The following is a 24,495-nucleotide window of genomic DNA, read 5'->3' as shown; positions in this document are numbered from 1 at the left end:
ACAGATGAACATTCGGGCGATTCGACTCCACCATGCCCAGATCCTCGCCTGGCTTTAGCTCGTCATAAATCATCCCCGGCGCAATATCGTAATGGCGCTGTCCACCCGGTGTTGAAAACTCGGTTTCTGTATCAAGAGACTGAGCATCCCCACGTTTGATATAGAAACCCAGCGCCGCCGCAATACGTGCCGCCACGCGCTCACTCTCTTCATAATCCTTAATATCGGAGAGCCGGGTGATCACACCATGGATGAGGCTGATCCCCCTTAACTGGTGAAGCCGTTTACGCATAGCCAGGTGCAGCATGCTGTCAGCCGAAACAGTTTTTAAATCAGCATTGAGTCCCGCAAAACTGGCAGGATGGTTCTTATAAACTCTGTAGCCCGTCGGTCGTCCCCAGGCATTGACAATAATCCCCTGGCGGATCTGCTGCCCGGAGGTACTGTTCAGGTTAAACGGAACAAAATCCGCCTCCAGCAGTTCTAGAGAAAACGGTACCTGGGTTGAATGCTGCAAACCGGCTACATTTCCCCGTACCATCTGTGTAAACACTTCACCATCACGCAGTGCTGAACGTAACAAAAGCCGCTCGGCTTCCGGACGGGTAAACATCCCGGTCACTTCCGGACGAACCGACCATTCCGCCCAGAGTGCCGAAAGCTGCCCGGCAAAATCGGAATGGAGATTGCCCTCCAGATCGAGTGGCTGAGGCTCAACATGGATGCCGTGGGCACCAATTACCCGGTCTTCCATTTTGTCAAACAGGCCGATCACGAGGTCATGGTTTTCATCGAGCCAGCGGGCCTGTTCCCGCAGGGACTGGCCTGCTGCAAATACCGAGGTGTCCGCAGACTGGCTTTGCTTTTTGGCCTTGTGCAGCCGTGACGGGTTGGCCGCTTCATACGCATTAAGCCGGAGTCTGTCCCGCGCGCGCGCCGCTGCCCACCCGGGGGAAATAGCCCCCAGTGTTCTTTCAAGAATGCCCATAGAACGCCTTACAGAAAGTTAGCGAGTTTGTACGAACCACCACGGCTGTTGACCGCCCGCCAGCGACGCTCCCAGTATTCAAGCTCGTCGCGCAGCGCTTTCGGGTCGTGGTTGGTAATGGCGCGGCCATTTACGCCGGTGAAGGAGATACTCTTGCCGTCCAGCGAATCCTGGTAGGCCTGGCGCACCATCAGCAGCGTTCTCCAGATGTCGTCTTTCGTCACAGCCAGCCTCCCTTACCGGAAGATCCCAGCCAGCTGCCGGACAGTCCGGCGCCCTTTTCAGGTTCAGCCTGGACAGGCGACTGAACGGGTTTTGTTTTTTTCACAGTTATCTCCCGGGGGCGTTCCCCTTCATGAATATTTGGGTTGAGATCCTGCGGCTCAGCCCATGCAGGGGGTTTTTCCCAGTCACGAATTTTTTCGTAGCCGCGCAGAACCGCAACGGCGTGGGCATAGCAGAACAGGTCAAAGGCTTCGTTGGCGCCCTTGCCAGGCTTGCGCCATTTGCCGTCCACGCCGCGCTCTTCGTAGGTCAGTTCCTCGTAGAACCATTCCCCCAGCCAGTCGGGAAAATGGATATAGCTCGCACCGGGGGTCTCACGGTCCAGATTGTTGCTGAGCTGATCCTTGAGCAGGTCGGTCTGCAGCAGATACACCGGCACTTCGCCACGCGCATCGGCGCGACGGTCGCTGCGTTCGGTATTATTTGGATGGGTTTTAGTGATGATTTTCTGGCGCTTTGTGCTGTCGCCTTTGACCAGGTAAACACGTTTACCCAGGCCATCCCGGCGGCACTGGCGCCAGAATTTATAGGCGTTATCGGTCACGCCTTCCTCACCGCCGCTGTCGACGGCCATGGCCAGCACCGGCATACGCCGCGTCGGGTCAGACTGAAGCGCATAGGTTTTTTCCAGCACATCGGAGACCAGCAGCTGCCAGTCCTCCGGATACGCGCCGGGGTGGATCGGCTCCGCCTCACCATGCTCATTGCAGCGCAACGACTGGCGGATGTTGTAGCGATCCACCAGCCAGCGTTCACCGTTTTCGCCATAACCGATAATCTGCACGACGAAACGGCGCTTTTTGCCGCCCTGGACGTCCACAGCCGCCAGCAGGAAACGTACTTTTGGCGGGACCAGCCGTTTACCGTAATCCTCCGCGCGAAGCATCAGCGCATCGGCGCGTCGCTGTTCGCTGGCAGAGCGCGGCAGGTAAGGCAGCCCCCAGTCGGTATTGATCACCGCCTTAAGGGTTTCTTCGCTGCCGGTCGCTTCATACTCCTGCTCAGCGGTCAGCAGTTTGTACACCAGCTGTGCCCATGTCTGGTACGCGGCTGCCGGGCCTTCCATCCAGAAAGATGCAATGCGAGATCGCCGTGGCTCACCGGAAATATTGCCGTCACGGTCAATACTCTGACCTTCACGCAACCAGACTCCCACCCCGTTCAGCTCGCGTTTTTTGTCTGCCGTGATAATGCCGTTGCAATGCGGGCAAAGCAGATGGGCCGCCTCACTAGCTATTACCGGGTCTGGCTCTTCGCGGTAGCCGGTCATGGCCGACATTTCCGGCTGAAAATATTCACCACAATGCGGGCACGGCCAGTACCACCGACGGCGATCGCCACGGTTGTACAAAGAAAGCGCGCCTGTCGTTGGTGGCGCTTCATGGGGAGACTTGCGGCGCCATTTGCTGTCACGGATGTCCCGGCCCGGCGAACACTCCACCAGGATCATCCCTGCGGACATAAACGTCGTGGTACGTTTGGAGGCCAGAGTAAAACCGTCACCCTCGCCGTCAATGTCCTCAGGGAAGCGGTCATAATCCGTGAGCGCCACACATTTAAAATCTGACGAGGACATGATGTTGATGGAGGGCCAGCCAATCTTCAGATAGTTCCCGGCAAGGAAGGTCCTGTCATGCACGTTGTTGTCGTTGCGTAACGGGCTCAGCCGCTTTGCCACTTCCGGGCTGACACGAAATGTTCTGGCAAGACGTTTTTTGGAGTGTTCACGCGCTTTCTCTTCCGTCATCTGTACGACCAGCATATCGGACGGGTCGCAGACGATGTTGTACACAACCCAGCCATCGACCAGACCGATGGTTTTCCCTGTTCGGGCTGGACCAACAAACACCACCGCATCGTATTCACGCATCGCGAGGCAGTTCATCGGCTCAATCACATAAGGGGCGACGGCAGGGTCCCACGGTACAGAGTTACCGGCCCCCATGGGTACGCGCATAAATTTTTGAACCGCCTCAGCCACAGGCATACGGCGCGGGGCTTTGAGAATGGCGGAAGCGTTACGCCTGACTTCCGCTGCCGTGGCCTGTCGCATGACTTACTCCTCTTCTGGCGTATCCTCCTGTTCCGGTGAGTCGGCCTGCTCAACTTTGAGGGCTATCTGATCGCGCAGATCGTCAATAACCTGCTGCACCCTGACAACCGCAGAGGGCGTCATTGCGCAATCTCGTTCAAGAATGTCGGGTAACGTCTCCAGCACCTGAACCATTGCTTTTGCCATGGAGGAAAACTCTCTGGTCGCTTCTGATGCAGGGATAAGCTCACCTGTTTCCTGCTGAAACTTGAGCCGTTCTCGCTCAGACTGAAACCACGCTTTACGATCAGGTGGAAGCATTTTGTCAACGTCCACCAGGTCCGGTGCTGTGGAGCGCGTCAGCAGTTCCCGAAGAATATCGGTGACGGCATAAAGCTTGAGTTTCGGATTGCTGCCTGGTGCCGGCTGAACATTTGCGAGCTTGCTCGCGACCGTCTGGCGGTGCAGATCGGTGATGGCTGCCAGCTGATTGATGTTCAGCCGGAAATTTTTCAGTTCGTTATCCATGATGGTGAACAAAAAATAGGCATTTCGACATCCTGAAAATTATCAGGACTGAAATATCAAGAGGTTAAATGGATGATGATGAAACCCATAAAATGCAAAAAACTAGCCGTTTTCCGCGTGTCCTCGCCCCCTCGGTGTTCAGAATCGCCAGGAGTACCTTTTGAAAATGAGAAATATTGTCATTTGAGTGCATAAAAAAGCCCCGCTATTGCGAGGCCTAGGGTTATTTGTATCGCGACCCACTACCTGTGAATGACAAACAGCGATTTACATTTAGGGCAAAGTAACGCCTGTTGCTGGCGTACTTTCGTGGTCGAGTGTATGGATTTATGTCCGCATATCGGGCACATGACAGTCATATTGGCTGCAAGCCCAACACGCTGCATTGCATAATCGAAAAATGACATGGTGGTTAACCTTTCAATGAATGGGGTTTATTATACCATGCATAGCTCAATTATTAACCAATCATCATCGCATGCTTGATGCCATTTAGCTTTGTCACAGGCATTCACTAAATGCCTGTGACATCAGGAGAAGGAGATACCCAAATTAACCAACACGGCTTTCTTTCCCTCAATACGGCGGTCAAGTTCGGCCACTGCATGTGGGCGTATAGCCTCAAGAAAGGCATTATCTTGATAGGCGGACTGGATTGTCACACCAAGCCCGGCACCACTTTCCAGTATACCTTTCAGCCGCTGTAGTTCTTTTATCTCGTTATTGATGTAATACGCTTCACTTAGGTTCTCTGCGTTCACGGGCAGACTCCTTCTTGCAGTTAACCTGCACTGATTTGTTATGCGCCAGGATGTCGCGCTTCGTCTGCTTATCCAGCACATCGATATCGTGGTCAGTCAGGTAGATGATGCGCACCCAACTGCACGCAGTATCAACCACCACCGGGGCGGGAGAATTGTTCGCGCAGCTCACGATCAACGTCGTCATCAGGCATGTGATTAACAGTCTGCTGGGCATTACTGGCCTCTTTAGTGACTTCAGCTTTACGTTCTGCCACCGCAACGGTCGCCGCTGCGTTCTCTTCGGTGCGCTGCTTGTCTGCTTTGGCTTCCGCTTTACTGGTGCCGCGCGCATGGCCGAAACCAAAAGCACCAGCGATAACGGCAATCACCGCTGCGGCCAGCCCGATAATCATTTCAATTCCCATAGCAGCCTCACACCAGCACGGCTTTTGCCAGATTGAACCGACGACGGCGGTCATCAAGACCGTTTTTACCGCCGTTGATGATGATCGTGATACGTTCCACATCGCCGGAATACACAAGGCATCCGCTGGTGGCAAAGAACCACGCTGCGGAACGCGCTGCATTTTCGTCCTGTTCCAGCAATTCCGGCTGCGTAACCAGATCAAGTTTTAGCGCCAGACCGCATTTGCGATAGTTGCTTAACCCTGTGATTTGCTTCAGCCCGCGCCCGCGATATTTCCACCCGTCACCGGCAACCTGGTTGCCCAGGTTCTTTTTGCCCCACTCGCCGCCATAAACCAGGTTAGCAATCGCTTTCTGATTTGCCGATTGCGTTGCCGTTCTGCCGAGCGCGGCAGCCTGCTGTGCCGTGATACGGTGCTTGCCGAATACGGGAACAAGACGATCGGCTGCGTAGTTCAGGCTTTCCACCAGCTTTTCATACCCGCCGGACTCATGCCCCATCTGCGCGATGAACATCGCATGATCGAGCGGCGCAGTGATGCCAAACTCCTTCATTGCTGCATCAATGTGCGGAAACCAGCGCGCAGCTAATCCGGCGCTTATACCAGCCGCCTGCTGAAATTGTTGTTGATTCATTAGTGCCTCAGATGATCAACCAGACGTGCAACGTTGCCTCTGACGGCCACCAGCACGGACAGGAAAATGATGTTGGCCCCAATCGTGGCCCATGAAGAATGAGGGTAAATGCCGCACAGATAGGCCAGTGGCACTGCACTGTAAGTCACAGTGATCAACCATGCCAGACGCGATACCCACGGACGATGCCGGGAATCACCCCGGCGGTAGAACATCAGGGTTATTACCACCCCTGCGCAGAGCAGCGCGTTAACAGTTGCTGACGGGTCATTTAGTACCACCTGAACCTCCCCGGCGCGTTATCAGCGCCACCAGCGAGTCGACATCCTGGTTATTCAGAAACGTCAGGATTTTGACAGCTAAAGCAGAAACGATTACGGCTCCGATAGCGTCCAGAGGCTTATCACTGTAACCAGTCCAGTCAGCCAGCTTTGAACCAACCAGCCCTGAGCAGATGATCCCGGCAATGTAGGACACGACAAAATACGCCAGCCGACGTGCTGCGCTAAGGTCCGCAGCCGTTGCTATATAAAATACAGCCCCGGCAAATGCGCCAAATACCACGCCGTAATCGGTTCCGGAAAGAAATCCATAGACGCTGGCCCCCGTCAGGACACCACCAGCCAGCCCAGTACCGGAAATCGGATCGGACATTTAGCCCCCTCTTAATTGCTGTGAGTCCTCTCAGGAATGAGGGGAAATAGGTTCAGGCTTCACGGGCTGGATTTGTCAACAAAGCACGTAGCGGATGATTCCCGTGAGCCTGATATGAAAAAGGCCGCCATGCGGCAGCCTCGAAATGAATACGGTTGTTACATTGATGGAGTAAGTGGAGTCTTAAGCAACTCTGATACTTGAACAATACCTACATAATGAATCCTGCCCCCCAGAATCATTAGATTGAAAGCGCAAATAGTATGAAGGTACCAATTCGTAAGTTTTGCCAGCCAAGACACATTTTTTTTTGTCCCAGATACTAAACTTCCTGCCGAACAAAAAACAAACAGGATGGCTAAAATGTACAACTCTATTTTAGTACCAATTGATGTTTCTGAGACTGACTTAACACGGCAAGTTATCCCCTATGTTCAGGCTCATTCTGTATTAAATACTGCTAAAGTACATTTTCTAACAGTAGTTCCCACATTGCCTTATTACTCATCTTTAGGTCTGGCATATTCAGCAGAAATGCCAAAATTAAAAGACATTCAGCACGCTGCATTATTGAAACTGGATGAAATCGTGAAGCAATTCAAAATCCCTGCGGGAAAAACCCAAACACATGCAGCCGCTGGGTCACCAAAGGATCAAATACTTAATCTCGCTAAATCAATCGATGCTGACTTAATCATTATTGCCTCACATCGTCCAGACATTTCAACCTACCTCTTAGGATCGAATGCAGCCGCCGTTGTCCGACACGCTGGTTGCCCTGTACTTGTAGTTCGATAAGAAATGAATCGCCACGCGCTTAGATGACATTCCGTTAGCTAGAATTACACTATCAAAATGCAAGAAAAAGGCCCATTCCATGGAGTGGGCCTGAAAAGAAGTATTTTGATTAACGTGATGCCGGGTGCCTCCCGGTGGACCTTTGGCTGACAAACCATGACCCGTGTGCACTAAGCATGTCATTCCATGACTTTGTTTACTGTCAGTTTCACCCCTCCGCTTAGGGGGATTCATCACAATTACGTCAAAACGAGAGCTTTTACTAGATGCTCTATAACTTTAGAACCAATAAGAAAAACCTGCAATCAAACAGCACTATTATTCTAAAAGGATCAGACTTCACGGGCTTGATTTATCAACAAAGCACGTAGAGAGTGATACCCGTGAGCCCGAAATGGAAAAGGCCACCATGCGGCTGCCTCGAAGTAAGTGCGGTTGTTTATATAGGTGGAGTAAGAGGACCTTCAAACACCTCTGCTTCACCGTTATGACAAATGTCATCGCCTCTGGTCAGATGCCAGACACCTGTGATTGTTTTACCCGTTTCCAGATCATCAACAGTGTCATTCGTGTAGTACGCCACCTGTACAACACCGACATGCTGAATCCAGTAGTAACCTTCTTTCATAAGCTCCTCCGCGATACTCAGCAGATAGTTTAGAGTGGTACAAATAATGCTGTGGTGCAGGAAGCCACAACTTAACCTTTGCTAATAAAGTAATTTCGAAAGATGACGATAATGGGTAATAAATGTAAGCCCGGAGGAACCACCATGAGTATGACAGTTAGCACTTTGAGTCAGGACATACTGCAAAGCACAGTAAAACAAGCACCTTCAAGTACTGGCAACTCTGTTTCACAACAAATTCAAAACCTGAAAAAACAAATTGGTGAGTTGACAAAAGAGCTCAGCGCCATGGGTTCAAAAATAAATGAAGTAACTTCCGAAGATGAGGCAAAACTGCTTAAACAGCAGATGGAAATGATTCAAAGGCAAATCGAGTCTATATACGCAAAAATTGCTCAATTACAAAAACAAGAAGCAGAAAAAAACCAAATGGTATCGGGAGCATTACCTACGGTAAGTGACAAATCAGGTTCGAACGTTGCAGGGAATAATACTAAAAATATTGATGTCTACGTTTAGCAGCTACCCCCAACCATTTTTCCTTTGAGTTAAAAACGAAAAAGCACTGGAGCGTTGTGAGAACTTGTTTTCAAGTTAACGATTCAGCACGGCGATATGACAGGGGTACTGGTGTAATACACCTCGCGAATACCCCTGTCGTATCGCCGGAAAGCAAAAACCCCGCGCTGGCGGGGTTCTCGTTATATTCAAATTGTTCGCTTTTCGTCGCTGCCATCGTGGCGCAGCTCTGCCAAGCATGAATGGATTATCTAACTTTCTGGGTAGTTTTCAATACCAGACACAAAAAACAGCACAAAAAAGCAAAAATATTATTCCTTGCTTTCCAAAAGTGCTTTCGCTGACAAGAACACCTTTGCTCTGAAAATCTGTAAACACCACTTCACTCGCTCTCTGGCCTTTTCTTGTGTCAGCCATGGCGCAATCGCCTGCAGTTCCCGGGTTATGTCTGAGACTTTTTTTCGGGTGGTGTAATACTGAAGACCAACAACATAAACCGGATCGTTTATATCCAGCGCCTGCAGTACGCATTGCTCAACAAAATCGACATCGTCACTATGCAGGGCCTCGTCAATTACACTGGCGGGTGACTGGGGCCAGAGAATGCTGTGTGCCCTGTTCATTGCCTGCTGTCCACGGAATCCCTCTTCTCTCGCCTGATTTAACGCAACGGTGAATCGCTCGAGTGCCTTATCTGACCAGTTCCGTCCCTTAAGCACATTCCAACACGCATGTCCTCGCGGCAAACGAGGAGCAGTTTTTCCTCCCACACCTTCCCCCCAGGTAGTGAGCAGGGATTTAATCCATCCGGACTGGATCCCCGTCAGGAGGATACATTTACCGAGCCAACTTTTACGCGGCGCAGATGCTGCTTTACCAAGTGCTTCAAAATGATTGCGGCGTTGACGTGGTGTCATCCTGTTTTTCTCCTTACGCCAGAACACCGAGCCCGTAAGCCCGGTCCAGCACTCTGATAATCATTACCGGCTGAGGTACATGCTTTCGCTCAAACTTCACCGGGTCGTTATGTAGTTCTGTATGGCACTGACGACACAAAGGGATCGCGAAAATATCATGCGCCTTCGTTGCCATACCTCCCTGCCCCCAGCCAATTAAATGGTGTGGGTCATCGGATGGTTTGCCGCAGCATTCGCAGGGCTGTGTTTTAATCCATTCCAGATATCGGGGGGCCGTCCAACGGATACGCTTTGGACGTTTCATATAGGTTTGCGGGGACTCAGGGTCGACCAGAACACCAACTACAGGCTTAACCTCAGGCACCTGCGCTGGTGGCATGTTCACGGTTACTGTGCTGGCTTTGGCTGTAATGATGCTGGTGGCGGTTACACCCGGCTCGACGTCGCATTCATGCATGACTGACTGATGATCTTCCGAAGGAATACGAAGCGCCCGACTGGCTACTGATTCGGGAATTGCGTCGGTAACCCCCATACGCACCGCCCACCAGCATAGCTCCGCCAGCGACAGTTCTCTGGAAGGATCCTGATTCAGTGCCACCATGATGCTGTTGATAATCCAGCTAATAACATTACATCTCGCCAGCTCTGCAAGTTGTTCGCTGTAATGGTCACGCAAATGGTTATCACAATGTCCACACAGAAGAACCGATCCGGGTTCATGACGCAGAGTGGTTAACTCGTGATAATGGTAATCGCTGTGTGGCCACTGGCAGCAGCTACCGCCATAACGCAGAAGCCAGTAATCAAGGCCACTCAAACCACCAGCAACCTTAATAACTTTTTCATCCAGGAAGAACGGTCGCAGCGACTCGTCACACGCAAGCGGCTGGCGAACGTCAGGAACACGGCCAGCAGGCAACCGTTCCATACCTGCCGGCTGGCTTTCCACCAGCACACGTTCACAACTGAATAATGACATCAGCTTACTGCCCGGCTTGAGCAGCACAATTCCAAGCTCACGCGCAACCACTGGCTTCAGCAGCGCCCTCATTCTGCAATCTCTCCGATAATTATTTGTCCCTTCTCTCCCCATAATTTTGTGACGCGTGAATCCCAGATGTGAGCGTCATCTTCGTAAATGGCATCCATCAGAGCTTTCATCATGTTGTCAAAATCAGGTTTTGTCTGGTGTGGTTTACCGTTGAACTCAGTCCGTTTCTTATTGCTCCAACTCGCTGGCATAGGAAGAATGAAGGTGACATGCGAACCGCTTTCCGGCAGCTCAACACCCTGCAGATGAACTTCATCACAGAAAGCCCGGTAACGCAGAACCTCGGGGCGCTTTTTCCATTTATCAGCGCGAGTCATCCTGGGCTTGCCCATTGGGGTGATATCGTAGACTTTCACATTCACCTCCAGATCCGTTGTTGCCAGGTTCTGTCCTGACGCGGAGGCTTAGATACTTCTGGCAAGAACGCGCTGATCGTCCAATGAACGAAGTCATTATCCAGACTACGCTCGGTCTTAATCTGCTTTGCGTGATAGCGGGCTTCCAGTTCGTCAGCCTGCTCAGTGGTGAGTTGGGTATGTTGAAACCAGCTTTTCTTCATAACGCACCTCTGGATGCGGTAAAAAGAAAATCGCTGGCGTTAGTTAACGTCAGTATGTGGGATTGCTTGAATTGATCTTGCGCCATGGGCTTTTCTCCTGTGGCGCAGCAGGTATAGGTTGTTCAGGCCTATGACGGGAGTGTAACAGAATTCTGAGTAACGCGATAACCAGCCCTTTCCAGCATCTGAGTAAACAACGTAGGTGTACCAATAATTTCATTATCCTGAAGAGGCATGAAAGACACCATGCTACCGCGACGATACATCAGGGCGCGCTCACACTCAGGAAATGATTGCAGCCTGGCAACGATGACTCCATCGTGACATCTGATGACTGCGTAGCCTTTTTTGGGCAATTCTACTTTTTCTTTCACTTAAACTCCCCCATGCAATCGGGATAAAGTAATACCCAAAAAACTAATAAAACCAGTCGTCAGCGCTTTCCCAGGTCTCCTGGAGGATTTCCTCCACCTTCGTTTTATCGCCCTTATCGCCACCAAAAACTGTCAAGCTATCACCGCCAGCCGTGCGGATAACTAGAGAACAATTTCCATATTGATTCTGAAGTCGCTTAAGCAGCTCTTTCTCAAGTGCGGGTATGGCTCCGCGCGGCAGGTCTTTTGATTTGTTGATCGTAAGTTCTACCTTCATAATTCCCTCTACATCAAAATACTGTACATTAATACAGTATACCTATTGAATCTCATATTCAAGTGGTTAATAGCACTTTTTGCCAAAGCCATGCCGTTGTATACACTGAGCTTTTCCTAGCATTAGGGATTCACTAAATCTGAGTGGCAACACTGTATAGATAAGAAAAAACCCGCCGGAGCGGGTTAAAGATCCAGAGATTAAATAGTTTAAAGGCTGTATTCAAAAACTAATTAACCATCAGGCGTAGGGCTAAATCATTCGGGTAGGGGTCAAAATAGTTCTGAGTAAGCAAATAGCGATCTGGATATTCAGCCAGATAGTGCTTTAGCAAAGTAAGTGGAGCGAGTATCGGCAAGAGTCCACTGCTATAGTTGAGAATAACGTCACGCAGTTCTCCGCGCTGACGTGTATTCAACTGGTTACGGAAGTATCCCTGGATGTGCATCAACACGTTGGTATGGTTTTTCCGTGAGGACGGCTTCTTGAGGATTGCCATTAACTTTTCTCGGTAAAGAACAAAAAATGCTTCCAAATCATTCCACTCATGCATCGAAGCAACAAAAGGCCCAATTTCACGATAGCCTGCTTGGTTATGAGCCAAAAGCTGGAGCTTATAGCGACTATGGAAACTAAGTATCCCATGACGCGTAAGGCCATTAGCCCTTAAGATGTTAAGTTCATTGAGAGCAAAGATGCGCTCGACAAAATTCTCCCTCAGTACCGGATCGTGCAAACGTCCATCTTCCTCAACCGGCAACCACGGATATGCTTCCATTAACGCACCAGTAAAAAGGCCCGTGCCTTCTTTCCGCCCACGATTTCCCATTTCGTCATACAACCTCACTCTCTCCATACCGCAACTCGGTGATTTGGCACAGACAATAAAGCCAGACAAGGTGCTAAGCCCTCGGATATATGGAGTTGTGAATTCAGTCATTTTGTCAGTTATATCCTCACCAGGCTCGTGACTAAAACGCATGCGAATATAACCTTCATTGGTTTGAACCAGGCGCAATGCTGGGCGGGGAACAGATAAACCAATGGACATCTCCGGACAGACAGGCTTGAAAGTTACCCACTGAGCCAGTTCATCCATCGCAAACCCCATTCGTTTATGGCCGCCGTCGAACCGCACAGCTGTTCCGGTCAAGCATCCGCTAATCCCGATAGCTGGTTGAGTGTTCATATCGATACCCTCGTTAATTCAATGCCCACTTCGCGAAAGGAAAATCGTGACTGTTCAAATGATAATACCTAATCTATTTATATCATTCTTATTACAGATAAGCATAACCATGAGGACATCGCCAGCGTAATGAAAAGGAATCAGATAGAGCCGTAAAGTTGAGGTTCCTTCACTCATCCTTAAATCTTACGCCTACCACTAGCAGGACATGCTCAACGTCGAGTAGTGAAAGCCATGTTCCGCCGTTTTTCGGTTGTCATGCTGGCATCCTCCCCACGATATCTATAACCCGGCGCATAACTGCACTTCCCCGAAAATCTGCAGGTAACTCAATAACAGGTTTACTCGATCCGTATGAAAAACGCTGGAGATCGAAATCAATCACAGCCTTCCGATCCCTGAACAAACCAAGACGACCGTAACGAATGAGTTCGCCGCGTTCGGCTGCGACGCGGAAATACTTCTCAGCAGTCTGACGATGCAGCGACAACATCTGTGATGCCTCGCTAACGGTTAAGCGTCCACGGATTTTCACCTCTTCAATGATCACCCGAATAAGTGCCGCCTGCTCTTCTGGTGTATTTGGTCTTGGCATGCTGATCATCTCCGGGCCATACGTAGACATTCATTACGTTGCTGCGCTATACGTGACACTTCAGCTGAACTACGGGCAATGTCTAACATGTCGGTATATACCTTTGCCGCGCGCCGCCAGAGTCCCCGTGACTTAAGGTCTTTCGCCATTTTCTCCGCTAATTGCGTTTCAGCCGGATCGCTTTTCTCTTCCATGAAGGGCAGCTTTACGTCAGGTAATTCTGCATCCGGAGAGATGTTATAAACATACTGAGTTCCGTTGTGAGTGCGCAGGACTGTGCCGCTGACAGTCAGCGCGCGCAGAAACTTACCAGCGGTACCGGATGGAATATCCAGCGCTTCACACACATCACGTAATACGCAGTTCGGGGTATGGCGTACCACTATCGCTACCCGATCTTTCTGAGAGATTTCTATGGTCATTGGTCAATACTCGTTTTGGTTACTTCACGACCCGTAAGTGGGTCACATTTTTTCGATAACTTCCCCAGGCGAAATTTACCCAGATACCGTCATCCATGGTTAAGCGGTCCATGACCCGCTCACCCAGAACTTTTGATAATTCGTCATAATTCAGGTTTGTAAGTACCCCCACTGGTTTCATTGACGCCATACGGCGATCGATTATCTGATTAAGTAATACCCACTCATTGCGCGTATCACGTTGAACACCAACCTCATCAAGAACAAGCAAATCAACCTTGCACAAATCATCCAGCAAATCGGACTCAGACTGGCCCTCGTCATAGCACTTGCGGGTGCGAAGCATCAAATCAGGTATTGTCACGACCAGAACGGAATAATCGTGCTGAAGCAGGTAGTTCCCGATTGCCGCGGCAAGATGATTTTTCCCTGTTCCGCAACTGCCGCTGAATATAAAACTGGTAAAGCCATTCCCAAAGTTATGGGCGTAGCTCTTTGCCATCGTCAGCGCGTGTTTCTGCCCGTCGTTGCTCACCTGGTAATTTGCAAATGAGCACCCCCTGTGCAACTCGCAGATCCCTGAGCGCCCAAAAATCCTTTCTGAACGGTTACGCTGATTTTGTTTTTCCAGCTCAGCTGCGCGCTTTCGCCCTTCTTCCTGCTGCCAGGCCATTAACTCCTGACTGCTGGTAAATTTCGGCTGAACACCTGCAGGCATGAGATTACGCAGACGGCCAAGCAAATCATGCGTCGATTTCATCATTACCCCCTGAATCCCGGCGGGATCTGAGTGTCAGGTTGTGAAACGCCAAAGCCAGCCTGTCGACGTGTACCTGCCGATGGTGAGGAAGATTTGGCGCGTGATGTTTTCAGGCTGGAAGCAAAAGTCTGTTCCCACTGGATGTGATGTTTAACTTTCCCTTCGCATTTCCAGTAGTCCCGGAACTGCTGTAATTCGACGGCGGTATACCCTGGTAGATCCCCAAGATTTATTCCCCACTGCGCAGCCTGGCGTACAAAGTCATCACCAGGTGTCCAGTCATCTGTAATCGGAAATTTGCCTATGGGAGGTAAAAAGCCACCTGGCGCGTATAACTCTCTCTCTTGGTTTTCTTTTAGATCTGTATCTGTATCTGGATCTTTATTAGTTGGGTTTCCGTTGGCGTTCTGTTTCAACGGCAGCTCAACACCCGTTGAACACCCGTTGTTATTTTGTTGGTTATTCGCTCCTTTTTTAGCTTTTCTCGCCTGAGCGGATGCTTTTCCAGCTGCTGACTTTTGGCTGATTGAGTTTTTAACCGCCTCCAGATCACGCTCTATACGCTCCTGTACCCATTCGGTACCGTTATCGTTAAAAAACTCTTTCAACGAAGGTTCAACGGCATCCCAACGGTCGTTACTCAGCCGTGCAATTTTCGATAGTCGGTTTTTGGGGATTGGGCGACCTGTTTGCCAATAATTGAACATCAGTAGCAGGTATGCGCCATGCTCTTCTGTAGACAGATGCATGGTGTCCGCCAGGTAATCAGCAATGTAAAGTTGCATGTAAGGCAGAGCTGCCATGGTTACTCCCTTGTCCGGTTTCCCGGCGCGTAATGGTTATTGCTCAAAACTCGATTAAAACAATTGCGGCGCTACGGCGCTTAAACTCGCCAGTAGTGGTCCCGCCGCATCAGCTGGTAACATGTTGAACAAAGCGATTGCTGCTTCACGAATTTCCTTCTCCAGTTTCTGTAACGGAGCGCCGATTAATTTCGCCTGATGTGCCTCACTGCATTCTTTGATAGCGTTGGCCACCAGCTCCGCTTCTGTGCTCGCATTACTTAACCCGTGCTTCCTGGCAATCTGAACTGGCATAGCAGCAATGATTGAACCTGACAGCTGCATAACGTAAGCCGTATACTTTTCTGACCCTCCTTCGTTTTTCAGATATCGGAATAAATTCTGTTTATTAACAGCAATTCCGCGACCATCTGCTTTGGCCCACTCTTCAGCCACCAGCTGAGCGATCCGCTCCTGTGCCTGTCCTGGTAATGTCGATTCCCATTCACGAACAGCTGCCAATATGACGCGGTGCTGAATGCTGTCGCGGCGCTGGGGTTTAAAATGATTTTGCGTTTTCAACGGAACAGCTAAGCGTTGGCTATGATGTTGATATGTTACTGATTGCATGATTAAGCCTCCTTTTGAGGTAAACCATCAGTGGGATTTGGATAAAGGTCCGGTCGCAACTCGTGTGGTGTAATTTGCCAATTGAGAGCTTTGGATACGCGAACAACAAGCTCGCCGGGTACCTTTTTCTTGAACCATCCATTAACTGTTTGAGCTCGCCGATTTAGACGGCGCCCCAGTTCTGCCTGACTGCATATGGCTAACATTTTCTTTTGTGTTGTGAGCTTCATTGATTTATCTCGAGTAGTGAACGTGAAACGAGTAAATCAAATTATTTCGATATCGTCAAATTATATCGATAGGTTGAGCTACAGATAAAATCTGTATAATCGGATGTATGTTTTTGAGCGGGCTAGGAATATGAACTTCGGAAAGCGATTACAAAAAGCCATCCATGATCTTGGAATATCTCAATCGGAACTTGCACGCAGACTGGGAGTAAAAGCCCAGTCAGTAAATGGCTGGTGTAACTCTAATATACTTCCAAGAGCTGACATTCTAGATAGGCTACAGTCCGCTACAGGCTATCCACTCTATTGGTTTTTTCTTGAAGAAACTGAAGCTGACACTATTCCTGCCATAACATCAGAAAAAAAACGTCAACCTCAGTCGGCCCAGGAACAAAAGCTATTGGAGCAATTTGAGCTTTTGCCCACTGACGATGAGAGAGAAAAGATAGTTAAGTTGATCGAACTGCGACTGCAAGAGCTTGATGATGTAGCTACTGCTTACCTAAAAAAACGAAAGATAATCCCCAGTAACGAGTAGCCCCTCCACTCCTGTACCCTTCATAAAGCACGCGAAATCAATCCGATAAACTGATCGGTGAGTTGTTCACACGCATTGATATCGATTTAATTTGACATATATCGATTCAATCGATAATACTATTCCCAACACAAAGACAGTCATCGAGGCAGGACGCCCACGAAGTAGCTGCCGGCGGCATACGAATCACCGGATGAGATGACAAGTATTAACACGCAGCAGGTTCAACGTTCCGCCAGCCTGGCGACAAGGGCAACGCAAGAGGATAAATCCATGATCGATTTCGCACGTAAACCAGTGCGGTGTCAGGCCGTACATCTAAATCGCATTGAAGTAATCATTCGACTGATTTGCTACATGCTCGCCCAGAAGGGCGACCCGTCTGCCGACCAACAGACTGCAGTTCGTTCATAACGAGTTTGACCAATGGCTGTTGCCAGCCTCATGCCCGGTGCACAGGGCATTGTGATGGTAATACCACCATCGTAACCAAACAGGAGACGAAGACCTGTTCTGGTTAAATTGGAAAAGTGTTCTTTGCCCGTCCCGTGGCGGGCTTTTTTCCGGAGGTTTTTATGTCAGCTAACGATCTGGCATTGCGCTTCAGCAGCGCACCAGCTGAGGCATTAATCGGCGTTTTGCCTGTTCTGGAAGTTAAAGAAGCATTACGTGAAGAAGTTGAAAGTGATGTGATGGATGAAGTCTGGACAGAGCACAACTTTGAAATAGAAGCGATGGGCGAACAAGTTGATGAAACAGCCAGGCTCGCTCGTAAATTTGAATGTGCGGCTGAAGCTCTTGGAACGGCGATCAAACTTGCTCTGACTCTCCCACACAATGAGGCAATGCAGGTTCTGAGTGATGCCTTGAACGATAACCCTGGATACGGTCGCGAACCGGCAAAGGATGCGTGATGGAGTTTGGAATGAAACGTGTGGTGGCTTCAGTTCAGGCCGTTGCCATCCTCAACAGGATTTACAACGGCAGTCCGGTTTCCATCGCATCAATCAGCAAGGAATCAAAGCTGTCTGTGTCTTACCTCGAGCAGATTTTCTCGAAGCTGCGCAGCAGTGAAATTGTTACCAGTCAGCGTGGCGCCGGTGGCGGGTACCATCTTAGCAAAGCAAACCCCAGTGTGGCTGACGTTGTTCGCGCCGTTACTCACACGCCTGATTCATTTGAACCCGTGCTGAATGCTCTGGAGTGGGTCCCCGTCGCAAAGCTGGCGCAGGGAAAATCCCCTACCCCATAAAGCACAAAACCCGCGCAAGGCGGGTTAAGTACCCGGTCAGCCGACCAAAGCTTTCCGGAACGAGTTTTGACCAATAACCACTACCTTAGGCGGCGATCATCAGCTGCCGGGTATCTTACAATCCTATGGAGCCCGAACGCAATGTTAACGTATGCGTATCTTATTAAAGCCAAAGCGAAAGCAACTGAGGCAAAAAACCTGTTTTGCTGGTTCTCTGCGAAATCAGATTCCCGTGCAGAACGCGAAATCCTCAATATTCTCGAAGATAACGATATTGCCGTCGGTCGTGGCGCCGACTATCAATTACTTGTCCGCACCAACTGGTTTGTTGTTGACGATCTTCCTGAGGAAAGCACACTTGATGACACATGGTGCGATCGTTACGAACTGGCAGAAGACCAGCAAACGTGGCAACTGAAACAGAAGCCGGATAATGAAAATCTGGAGGCTTCCAGCCAGCAAAAACCTGAAACCTCCAGTGCCAATGTACCCACCAGCGATGCGCCAGCATTGCTCCGCCCCATATCTCGCCTGCGCCTGTCTCAGCGGCTGATTGCGCACCTGTTAAATGACGGTGAAGAGAAGGAAATCAGTGAAGCGCGGCACGTCCAGATCGGACAAATGGAACTGGACGAAAATGATCTCTATATACAAAACCTGTTACTGGCCGTTGCAAATGTGCCAGCGGCGAAAGAGCTTTCTGCTCATGTCGAGTGGAACCTGGCAAACGCAATAAAAGAAGTCTTCGACCGTGAGCAGGTCTATACCATTGCTTCATTTGAGGAATTTATTACCGAATGGATTGCGGAACCGAAAGCGCGGACTCAAACCGTGCAGGAGTGGGTTAACGATAAGAAAGCACGAATTGTGGGTGATGAGCCCACCGTTCCACCTGTAACGCCAGAACTCATTACCGTTGCGACTCTCCCGCTACGCCAGCGCCTTTTGGCTCAGTTTATTTCTGATGAATATGCTTACCATATTGATACTGAACAGAAGAAAACCATTCAGGAACTTGAGCTGGATGTGGATAACAGCTACGTGCAAAATCTGCTGCTTGCCGCCGAGAATGTAGAACCATTCAAGAAAGCGCCAGAGATCGATATCTGGAAAATTGTCAGCGCGCTAAAAACTATTTTCCCGGTTGATGGTAAACGAGTGGATCTGTCTACCGTAATTCAGTTCTTTAAGGCCTGGTTCAACACTGAACACATTGACCGTGGGCTGCTGGTTAAAGAGTGGTGTAAAGGCAATCGCGTGTCGCAGATTCAGCGCACTGACTCCGGAACCAACGCTGGCGGCGGCAATGGGACCGATCGCAACCCGGAACTTGTCCACACGCTGGACACTCTGGACATTGATATTGCGCTGGCCACACTTCCAATGGATTTCAACATCTACGATATTCCTGGTGGCGTTTTCCGTCGTGCAAAAGAGATCATTTCTAAAAACGAAAGCCCGTTCAAAGAGTGGTCCGCCGCCCTGCGCAAACGCGCTGGCATTCTGGATTATTCCCGCGCCGCTATTTTCGCGCTTATTCGTAGTGCAGAAGAAAACACTCACCATTTCCCGGAACTGCTGAGCCGTTACATCAACAAAAACCTGACTGAAACCGACCACCAGCACCCAACTGAAGAAACCCTGGCGGCAGCCGGTCACGTACCAGAAAAAAGCTGGGAAAACGAGATTAAAGAGAAGTCCACAGCTGAACAGAAGGCAATAACCGAGCAACCAGAAATCGCCAACATGGGCAACGGTGTTTTCTCCATTGATGGCCTGATGGGTAACCAGCCGGCGCCAGCGCTTTCTGTCGCAGACCAGGTACGCCAGCGCGCCGTCGAAGAAAAATTACATCAAGCCAATACCGAGGAAACCACCAGCGATGTGCAGATGGAAAAAACTGACAACAGCGAAATCAAAGCTAATCCTGAAGTGTCTCAGAGCGAAACAGCAGTTTTGCCAGTTAAAAGCGCTGATGCAACTGGTGACGCGTCAGCTTCCCTGAATAATGAACCCGTTCACCATATTGATACGGATACCCTGAACGCTTTTTATACTCACCTGATGGTTGATATGGAAACTATGGGCAACAGTCCTGATGCCCCAATAGTCTCTATTGGCGCTGTATTTTTTGATCCTTCAACTGGTAACACTGGTGCCGAGTTTTACCAGGTTGTCAGTCTGGAGTCATCGATGTCGTTTGGCATGAAACCGGATGCCTCTACAATTCAGTGGTGGCTGAAACAATCATCTGAAGCCCGCTCTGCCATTCTTGTTGATGAAGCCATGGGGCTGCTTGAGACTCTCGAACTTCTGGCTGACTTTATTGCTGAAAATGCTGCTAACGGTAGTCACACCATTCAGATGTGGGGTAATGGATGCTCGTTTGATAACGTCATTCTTCGCCGCGCATACGCGTTAACAGATACCCCCTTCGCTGTTCCGTTCTGGAATGACAGGGACGTAAGGACCATGGTCGAGCTGGGTAAATCTGTCGGTATCAATCCACGCTTCGACATCCCGTTTGAAGGCGAAATGCACAATGCGCTTTCTGACGCCCGGCATCAGGTCAAATACGTCTCTGCAATCTGGCAACGCCTGACTGCAAACTGATTTTCTAATTTCACAATTTACGGATCCTGCCTGGTATGTTTCTACAGGCAGGCCATCAGAGAGATGAGCTATGCACGAACTTACACTGTCTCCTCAGGAAATTGCAGAAATTACTGGCTATCAGCGCTACACCCACCAGCAGCGACAGCTGCGGTGTCACGGCATACCGTTCACCACTGATGGGCGGAACCGCCCAATTGTATTGCGCAGAAGTATTGATCCCGGAGTTTCTGAATTACCTAAGGTCGATGAATATGTTGCACTTGAGCCAAATTACGACGCAATCAATGGGCAGACCAAGAAAAGATCCTAAAGACAAGCACCTCCCGCCACGCGTAACTAAAAACCGTTATAGCTATGTGTGGAAGCCAAAAGGAACAAAACAAAGCGTAACTCTTGCACCTATTACCGGGACGAGTATGTCCCGGCTATGGGCGCGTTATGAGGAAGAAAAAGCCAAGCGCTCAGACGTAATGACATTTTCTAAATTATGGAAGTTATTCACCAGCAGCCCAGCTTTTGCTGAACTGGCTCCACGAACGCAGACTGATTACAGGTCGTATGAAAAAAACCTGGTTCTAGTGTTCGGGAATATGCGAGCAGATGACATAAAAATTGAGATGGTCAGGATCTATATGGATAAACGTGGCCAACGCAGTATTAACCAGGCAAACCAAGAACTCGGCGGGATGTCGCGTGTTTTCTCATGGGGATATGAACGAGGGTATGTGAAAGGAAATCCGTGCAAAGGAGTACGCAAGTTCTCTTTAAAAGCCCGTGACGTGTACGTGACAGACGAAGAATATCAGGCAATTTATGAAGAGGCGGCACCAGCTCTCCGGGTTGGCATGGAGATATCTTACTTATGTGCGGCTCGCGTTTCGGATGTTCTTTCTCTCAAATGGTCGCAAGTAAGCGAGGAAGGCATTTTTATCCAGCAGGGAAAGACCGGGACTAAACAAATAAAAGTCTGGACTGAACGGCTTCATAACGCCATCGAACTTGCAAAAACTCTGGGTGGGCGGGAAACGGTTATCTGTAGCAGCAAAAAAACTAAATACTCGAAAAGTGGGTTTAACGATCTGTGGGAAACCGCAAGGGAAGCAGCAGGAAAAAAACTAGATAGAAAACTGCCGTGTACTTTTCATGATCTCAAAGCCAAGGGGATATCTGATTACGAAGGCTCGAGTAAGGACAAACAACTATTCTCAGGTCACAAAACTGAAAGCCAGGTTGTGGTTTATGACAGAAAAGTGAAAATTTCTCCCACATTGGATCTTCCAGTCTTGGGCAAATCAGAAGATGATGATGGCGAGTTTTATACCAAGTGAATATACCAACACTATACCAAGTGTGACATGAGTCGTTGAAAGGAATTGAGCTAAGTGTTTGAATAGTGGCGGAGAGAGGGGGATTTGAACCCCCGGTAGAGTTGCCCCTACTCCGGTTTTCGAGACCGGTCCATTCAGCCGCTCTGGCATCTCTCCGTTCTGGCGGTTGCCATGATGCCAGGTAATTTGGCATTTTAACAGACCCAGTTCCGTCAATTTCGTTCAAGTGACGAGTTTGCGAGCAAAACGATGATTAAGTGGCCCTGGAAAGAACAAGAAACAATCCGTAATGATGAGTGGCCCTGGGATGATGCCCTGGCAATTCCTCTTCTGGTGAATCTCACTGAACAAGAACAAGCCAGACTGATCGCCCTGGCCGAACGCTTTTTACAACAAAAAAGGTTAGTTGCCCTTCAGGGATTTGAACTGGACCCACTGAAAAGTGCGCGTATAGCTTTGCTTTTCTGTTTGCCCATACTGGAATTGGGTATTGAGTGGCTTGATGGTTTTCACGAAGTGCTCATCTACCCTGCCCCATTTGTCGTGGATGACGAGTGGGAAGATGATATTGGGCTGGTGCATAATCAACGCGTAGTTCAGTCCGGACAGAGTTGGCAGCAAGGTCCGATCATCCTGAACTGGCTCGATATCCAGGATTCCTTCGATGCCTCCGGCTTTAATCTGATTATCCATGAAGTGGCGCATAAACTTGATATGCGTAATGGTGATCGCGCCAGCGGCGTCCCGGCAATCCCTTTGCGAGAAATTGCAAACTGGGAACACGATCTGCATGCGGCAATGAACAACATTCAGGACGAAATCGATCTGGTGGGTGAAACCGCATGCAGTATAGATGCATATGCTGCGACCGATCCTGCCGAATGTTTTGCCGTATTATCCGAGTATTTTTTCAGCGCTCCCGAATTGTTTGCGCCGCGTTTTCCCGCATTATGGCAGAGGTTCTTCCAGTTCTATCGGCAAAACCCAATGCTACGGTTGCGCGATAGCCGGGAAGATGACGATTATCGCTCATCGAATGTGCATTAATACTACGTTTTGAGGATTAATTAACCAATTGATATGGCGTGCTAATTTTACTGTTGACACGATATAGTGAGGTCAGTAATATGCGCCTCGTTCACACGATTCCTCTGTAGTTCAGTCGGTAGAACGGCGGACTGTTAATCCGTATGTCACTGGTTCGAGTCCAGTCAGAGGAGCCAGATTCTTGTTTTCATGCTGCTTTGCGAATCCTTATGTAATTTAGATTCAATAAGTTAGCGTGAAAAGTCTTCCCGATGTATTTTTAGTTTTCCCTCCGCATCGGGAGAATTTGGTGGTCAGATTTGGGGTCAAGTTGGTTCGATGACGGAGTGACCCCCAAATGTCTCTTAACGACTCAAAAATCCGCAACTTAAAACCATCCGCAAAACCCTTTAAAGTTTCTGATTCTCACGGTCTGTACCTGCTGGTTAATCCAGGTGGTTCACGTCTCTGGTATCTCAAATACCGTATTAATAGAAAAGAATCCCGCCTCGGCTTAGGTGCCTACCCTGATGTCTCTCTGGCTGACGCTCGTCAACAACGTGATGGTATCCGTAAATTGCTGGCGCATAATATCAACCCAGCACAACAGCGCTCCGCTGAAAGAGCCACTGCGTTGCCAGAAGAAACCTTCAAGTCTGTTGCACTGAGCTGGCATAAAAGCAACCGTACATGGTCAGAGAACCACGCAACCCGTCTGCTCGCCAGCATGAACAACCATATTTTTCCAATCATTGGGCATCTACCTGTCTCTGAACTAAAACCACGTCACTTTATCGACCTGCTGAAAGGCATTGAGCAAAAAGGTCTGCTGGAAGTCGCAGCACGTACCCGGCAGCATATGTGCAACATCATGCGTCATGCGGTCCATCAGGGATTAATCGATAACAACCCGGCGGCAAACCTTGATGGAGTGACGGCACCTCTTGTTAGACGACATTATCCCGCCCTGCCGCTGGAGCGGCTGCCTGAACTGCTTGAACGCATTGAGGCATATCATCAAGGCCGTGAACTGACCCGGCTTGCTGTCCTGCTGACGCTGCATCTGTTCATTCGCTCCAGTGAATTACGTTTTGCCCGCTGGTCGGAGATTGATTTCAGGAACCGGGTCTGGACAATTCCTGCCACTCGCGAGGCCATTGCAGGTGTGCGTTATTCCGGGCGCGGTGCCAAAATGCGCACTGCTCACATCGTGCCCCTCTCAGAACAGGCCATCGCCATTCTGAAACGGATTAAGGAAATATCCGGCGTTTATGAACTGGTCTTCCCCGGCGACCATAACCCGTACAAGCCGATGTGCGAAAACACAGTCAATAAAGCACTGCGCCTGATGGGCTATGACACGAAAATGAACATCTGCGGTCATGGATTTCGGGCAATGGCATGCAGCGCCCTGATGGAGTCCGGTTTATGGTCACAAGATGCGGTGGAACGACAGATGAGTCATCAAGAGCGCAACACTGTGCGTATGGCATATATTCATAAAGCGGAGCACTTGGAAGCTCGAAAAGCACTGATGCAGTGGTGGTCGGATTATCTGGATTCGAGCCGTGAAGGCTACATGCCGCCGTATATCCGGGGGAAAAGAAAACAGCCATAAGAACCGTATGACACACCAGGTATAATCAATCATGAGAAAGGACGTATCAGTTTGTGCTGATGCGTCCTTTCTCATTTTTGCGGCGTGATGA

The 24,495-nt window shown here is 49.6% G+C and carries 35 protein-coding genes, 2 tRNA genes and 1 pseudogene; 12 read left to right on the top strand and 26 right to left on the bottom strand.

Annotated elements, in window-relative coordinates; all coding sequences use genetic code 11:
- From OH663_RS24045 to OH663_RS23995, 11 genes are all read right to left on the bottom strand, one after another.
- The coding region (locus OH663_RS24045; RefSeq protein WP_263525897.1) for a phage portal protein at positions 1–988 on the bottom strand (988 nt) is incomplete at its 3' end.
- Between the two features lie 8 nt (positions 989–996).
- Positions 997–1,212, bottom strand: coding sequence for a hypothetical protein (locus OH663_RS24040; protein WP_048221188.1), 216 nt, complete (start codon positions 1,210–1,212; stop codon positions 997–999).
- Positions 1,209–3,326 carry a phage terminase large subunit family protein gene (locus OH663_RS24035; protein WP_263525896.1) on the bottom strand — a complete coding sequence of 706 codons (2,118 nt, stop codon included), beginning with the start codon at positions 3,324–3,326 and terminating at the stop codon, positions 1,209–1,211. Before OH663_RS24035 ends, OH663_RS24040 begins: the two co-directional genes overlap by 4 nt.
- Before the next feature lie 3 nt (positions 3,327–3,329).
- On the bottom strand, positions 3,330–3,833 hold the full coding sequence (locus OH663_RS24030; protein ID WP_048221185.1) for a DUF1441 family protein: 504 nt from the start codon (positions 3,831–3,833) through the stop codon (positions 3,330–3,332).
- 242 nt (positions 3,834–4,075) lie between these two features.
- Positions 4,076–4,240: a YnfU family zinc-binding protein gene (locus OH663_RS24025; RefSeq protein WP_219725564.1), complete on the bottom strand. Its 165-nt coding sequence runs from the start codon at positions 4,238–4,240 to the stop codon at positions 4,076–4,078.
- A 123-nt stretch (positions 4,241–4,363) separates the two neighbouring features.
- Positions 4,364–4,594, bottom strand: a complete 231-nt coding sequence (locus OH663_RS24020) for a hypothetical protein (RefSeq protein WP_048221184.1) — start codon at positions 4,592–4,594, stop codon at positions 4,364–4,366.
- On the bottom strand, positions 4,572–4,781 hold the full coding sequence (locus OH663_RS24015; RefSeq protein WP_072161081.1) for a hypothetical protein: 210 nt from the start codon (positions 4,779–4,781) through the stop codon (positions 4,572–4,574). Before OH663_RS24015 ends, OH663_RS24020 begins: the two co-directional genes overlap by 23 nt.
- Positions 4,726–5,001, bottom strand: coding sequence for a hypothetical protein (locus OH663_RS24010; RefSeq protein WP_048221183.1), 276 nt, complete (start codon positions 4,999–5,001; stop codon positions 4,726–4,728). Before OH663_RS24010 ends, OH663_RS24015 begins: the two co-directional genes overlap by 56 nt.
- A 7-nt stretch (positions 5,002–5,008) precedes the next feature.
- Positions 5,009–5,638, bottom strand: coding sequence for a glycoside hydrolase family 19 protein (locus tag OH663_RS24005; RefSeq protein WP_053389963.1), 630 nt, complete (start codon positions 5,636–5,638; stop codon positions 5,009–5,011).
- Positions 5,638–5,919 (bottom strand): phage holin family protein, encoded by a 282-nt coding sequence (locus OH663_RS24000; RefSeq protein ID WP_072161082.1) that lies wholly within the window; start codon positions 5,917–5,919, stop codon positions 5,638–5,640. Before OH663_RS24000 ends, OH663_RS24005 begins: the two co-directional genes overlap by 1 nt.
- On the bottom strand, positions 5,906–6,292 hold the full coding sequence (locus OH663_RS23995) for a phage holin family protein (protein ID WP_048221181.1): 387 nt from the start codon (positions 6,290–6,292) through the stop codon (positions 5,906–5,908). Before OH663_RS23995 ends, OH663_RS24000 begins: the two co-directional genes overlap by 14 nt.
- 363 nt (positions 6,293–6,655) lie before the next feature.
- Here OH663_RS23995 and uspF point away from each other — a divergent pair, with 363 nt between their 5' ends.
- Positions 6,656–7,090, top strand: coding sequence for a universal stress protein UspF (gene uspF, locus OH663_RS23990; protein ID WP_048221179.1), 435 nt, complete (start codon positions 6,656–6,658; stop codon positions 7,088–7,090).
- 439 nt (positions 7,091–7,529) lie between these two features.
- On the opposite strand, the gene OH663_RS23985 is transcribed toward uspF, so the two are convergent.
- Positions 7,530–7,718, bottom strand: coding sequence for a hypothetical protein (locus OH663_RS23985; RefSeq protein ID WP_048221178.1), 189 nt, complete (start codon positions 7,716–7,718; stop codon positions 7,530–7,532).
- Positions 7,719–7,862: 144 nt separating this feature from the next.
- Here OH663_RS23985 and OH663_RS23980 point away from each other — a divergent pair, with 144 nt between their 5' ends.
- Positions 7,863–8,237: a FlxA-like family protein gene (locus OH663_RS23980; protein WP_048221177.1), complete on the top strand. Its 375-nt coding sequence runs from the start codon at positions 7,863–7,865 to the stop codon at positions 8,235–8,237.
- A gap of 311 nt (positions 8,238–8,548) precedes the next feature.
- Here OH663_RS23980 and OH663_RS23975 read toward each other — a convergent pair whose 3' ends face one another.
- The 13 genes from OH663_RS23975 to OH663_RS23915 all read right to left on the bottom strand — a co-directional run bounded on the left by OH663_RS23975 (position 8,549) and on the right by OH663_RS23915 (position 16,026).
- Positions 8,549–9,154, bottom strand: a complete 606-nt coding sequence (locus tag OH663_RS23975) for a hypothetical protein (RefSeq protein ID WP_048221176.1) — start codon at positions 9,152–9,154, stop codon at positions 8,549–8,551.
- Positions 9,155–9,167: 13 nt separating this feature from the next.
- The gene (locus OH663_RS23970) at positions 9,168–10,208 is read right to left on the bottom strand and encodes a DUF968 domain-containing protein (protein ID WP_048221175.1); all 1,041 of its coding nucleotides are present in this window, start codon (positions 10,206–10,208) and stop codon (positions 9,168–9,170) included.
- Positions 10,205–10,564: a RusA family crossover junction endodeoxyribonuclease gene (locus OH663_RS23965; RefSeq protein WP_048221174.1), complete on the bottom strand. Its 360-nt coding sequence runs from the start codon at positions 10,562–10,564 to the stop codon at positions 10,205–10,207. The genes OH663_RS23970 and OH663_RS23965 overlap by 4 nt, the downstream gene beginning before the upstream one ends.
- Positions 10,565–10,566: 2 nt before the next feature.
- Positions 10,567–10,767, bottom strand: coding sequence for a hypothetical protein (locus tag OH663_RS23960; RefSeq protein ID WP_048221172.1), 201 nt, complete (start codon positions 10,765–10,767; stop codon positions 10,567–10,569).
- A 128-nt stretch (positions 10,768–10,895) separates the two neighbouring features.
- A complete protein-coding gene (locus OH663_RS23955) occupies positions 10,896–11,141 on the bottom strand; it encodes a hypothetical protein (RefSeq protein ID WP_048221170.1) in 246 nt (81 codons plus the stop codon).
- Positions 11,142–11,184: 43 nt separating this feature from the next.
- Positions 11,185–11,418: a DinI-like family protein gene (locus tag OH663_RS23950; protein WP_032943871.1), complete on the bottom strand. Its 234-nt coding sequence runs from the start codon at positions 11,416–11,418 to the stop codon at positions 11,185–11,187.
- A 229-nt stretch (positions 11,419–11,647) separates the two neighbouring features.
- The gene (locus OH663_RS23945) at positions 11,648–12,607 is read right to left on the bottom strand and encodes a YbgA family protein (RefSeq protein ID WP_047357956.1); all 960 of its coding nucleotides are present in this window, start codon (positions 12,605–12,607) and stop codon (positions 11,648–11,650) included.
- Between the two features lie 256 nt (positions 12,608–12,863).
- On the bottom strand, positions 12,864–13,202 hold the full coding sequence (locus tag OH663_RS23940; protein ID WP_047358009.1) for a DUF977 family protein: 339 nt from the start codon (positions 13,200–13,202) through the stop codon (positions 12,864–12,866).
- Positions 13,203–13,207: 5 nt separating this feature from the next.
- Positions 13,208–13,624, bottom strand: coding sequence for a PerC family transcriptional regulator (locus tag OH663_RS23935; RefSeq protein WP_048221169.1), 417 nt, complete (start codon positions 13,622–13,624; stop codon positions 13,208–13,210).
- A gap of 19 nt (positions 13,625–13,643) precedes the next feature.
- Positions 13,644–14,384, bottom strand: coding sequence for an ATP-binding protein (locus OH663_RS23930; RefSeq protein ID WP_047357954.1), 741 nt, complete (start codon positions 14,382–14,384; stop codon positions 13,644–13,646).
- A 2-nt stretch (positions 14,385–14,386) separates the two neighbouring features.
- Positions 14,387–15,187 (bottom strand): DUF1376 domain-containing protein, encoded by an 801-nt coding sequence (locus OH663_RS23925; RefSeq protein ID WP_048221168.1) that lies wholly within the window; start codon positions 15,185–15,187, stop codon positions 14,387–14,389.
- Positions 15,188–15,241: 54 nt separating this feature from the next.
- Positions 15,242–15,796 (bottom strand): toxin YdaT family protein, encoded by a 555-nt coding sequence (locus OH663_RS23920; protein WP_047357953.1) that lies wholly within the window; start codon positions 15,794–15,796, stop codon positions 15,242–15,244.
- Between the two features lie 2 nt (positions 15,797–15,798).
- Positions 15,799–16,026, bottom strand: coding sequence for a transcriptional regulator (locus OH663_RS23915; protein ID WP_047357952.1), 228 nt, complete (start codon positions 16,024–16,026; stop codon positions 15,799–15,801).
- Positions 16,027–16,156: 130 nt separating this feature from the next.
- On the opposite strand from OH663_RS23915, the gene OH663_RS23910 reads away from it, so the two are divergent.
- The 7 genes and pseudogenes from OH663_RS23910 to OH663_RS23880 all read left to right on the top strand — a co-directional run bounded on the left by OH663_RS23910 (position 16,157) and on the right by OH663_RS23880 (position 21,760).
- Positions 16,157–16,564, top strand: a complete 408-nt coding sequence (locus tag OH663_RS23910) for a helix-turn-helix domain-containing protein (protein ID WP_047358007.1) — start codon at positions 16,157–16,159, stop codon at positions 16,562–16,564.
- Between the two features lie 273 nt (positions 16,565–16,837).
- Positions 16,838–16,978, top strand: a pseudogene (locus tag OH663_RS23905) (hypothetical protein); the annotation flags it as partial.
- A 161-nt stretch (positions 16,979–17,139) separates the two neighbouring features.
- Positions 17,140–17,478, top strand: a complete 339-nt coding sequence (locus tag OH663_RS23900) for a hypothetical protein (RefSeq protein WP_136345438.1) — start codon at positions 17,140–17,142, stop codon at positions 17,476–17,478.
- A gap of 11 nt (positions 17,479–17,489) precedes the next feature.
- Positions 17,490–17,816 (top strand): RrF2 family transcriptional regulator, encoded by a 327-nt coding sequence (locus tag OH663_RS23895; RefSeq protein ID WP_048222630.1) that lies wholly within the window; start codon positions 17,490–17,492, stop codon positions 17,814–17,816.
- 141 nt (positions 17,817–17,957) lie between these two features.
- Positions 17,958–20,429: a 3'-5' exonuclease gene (locus OH663_RS23890; protein ID WP_200013336.1), complete on the top strand. Its 2,472-nt coding sequence runs from the start codon at positions 17,958–17,960 to the stop codon at positions 20,427–20,429.
- A 70-nt stretch (positions 20,430–20,499) separates the two neighbouring features.
- The gene (locus tag OH663_RS23885; RefSeq protein ID WP_071667664.1) at positions 20,500–20,742 is read left to right on the top strand and encodes a DUF4224 domain-containing protein; all 243 of its coding nucleotides are present in this window, start codon (positions 20,500–20,502) and stop codon (positions 20,740–20,742) included.
- Positions 20,717–21,760 carry a tyrosine-type recombinase/integrase gene (locus OH663_RS23880; RefSeq protein WP_048222627.1) on the top strand — a complete coding sequence of 348 codons (1,044 nt, stop codon included), beginning with the start codon at positions 20,717–20,719 and terminating at the stop codon, positions 21,758–21,760. The genes OH663_RS23885 and OH663_RS23880 overlap by 26 nt, the downstream gene beginning before the upstream one ends.
- A 66-nt stretch (positions 21,761–21,826) precedes the next feature.
- Here OH663_RS23880 and OH663_RS23875 read toward each other — a convergent pair.
- Positions 21,827–21,916, bottom strand: a tRNA-Ser gene (locus OH663_RS23875).
- A 93-nt stretch (positions 21,917–22,009) separates the two neighbouring features.
- Here OH663_RS23875 and mtfA point away from each other — a divergent pair.
- The 3 genes from mtfA (at position 22,010) to OH663_RS23860 (ending at position 24,404) form a co-directional block, all read left to right on the top strand.
- A complete protein-coding gene (mtfA, locus tag OH663_RS23870) occupies positions 22,010–22,807 on the top strand; it encodes a DgsA anti-repressor MtfA (RefSeq protein ID WP_048221165.1) in 798 nt (265 codons plus the stop codon).
- A 100-nt stretch (positions 22,808–22,907) separates the two neighbouring features.
- A tRNA-Asn gene (locus tag OH663_RS23865) sits at positions 22,908–22,983 on the top strand.
- A gap of 161 nt (positions 22,984–23,144) precedes the next feature.
- Positions 23,145–24,404 (top strand): phage integrase central domain-containing protein, encoded by a 1,260-nt coding sequence (locus tag OH663_RS23860; RefSeq protein WP_263525895.1) that lies wholly within the window; start codon positions 23,145–23,147, stop codon positions 24,402–24,404.
- The last annotated feature ends 91 nt before the right edge of the window (positions 24,405–24,495 follow it).

This window comes from Citrobacter sp. Marseille-Q5395 (assembly GCF_947057495.1).
GTDB lineage: Bacteria > Pseudomonadota > Gammaproteobacteria > Enterobacterales > Enterobacteriaceae > Citrobacter > Citrobacter murliniae.
The sequence above is the reverse complement of the archived record's forward strand: the minus strand, read 5'-3'. Positions and strand labels throughout refer to the sequence as shown.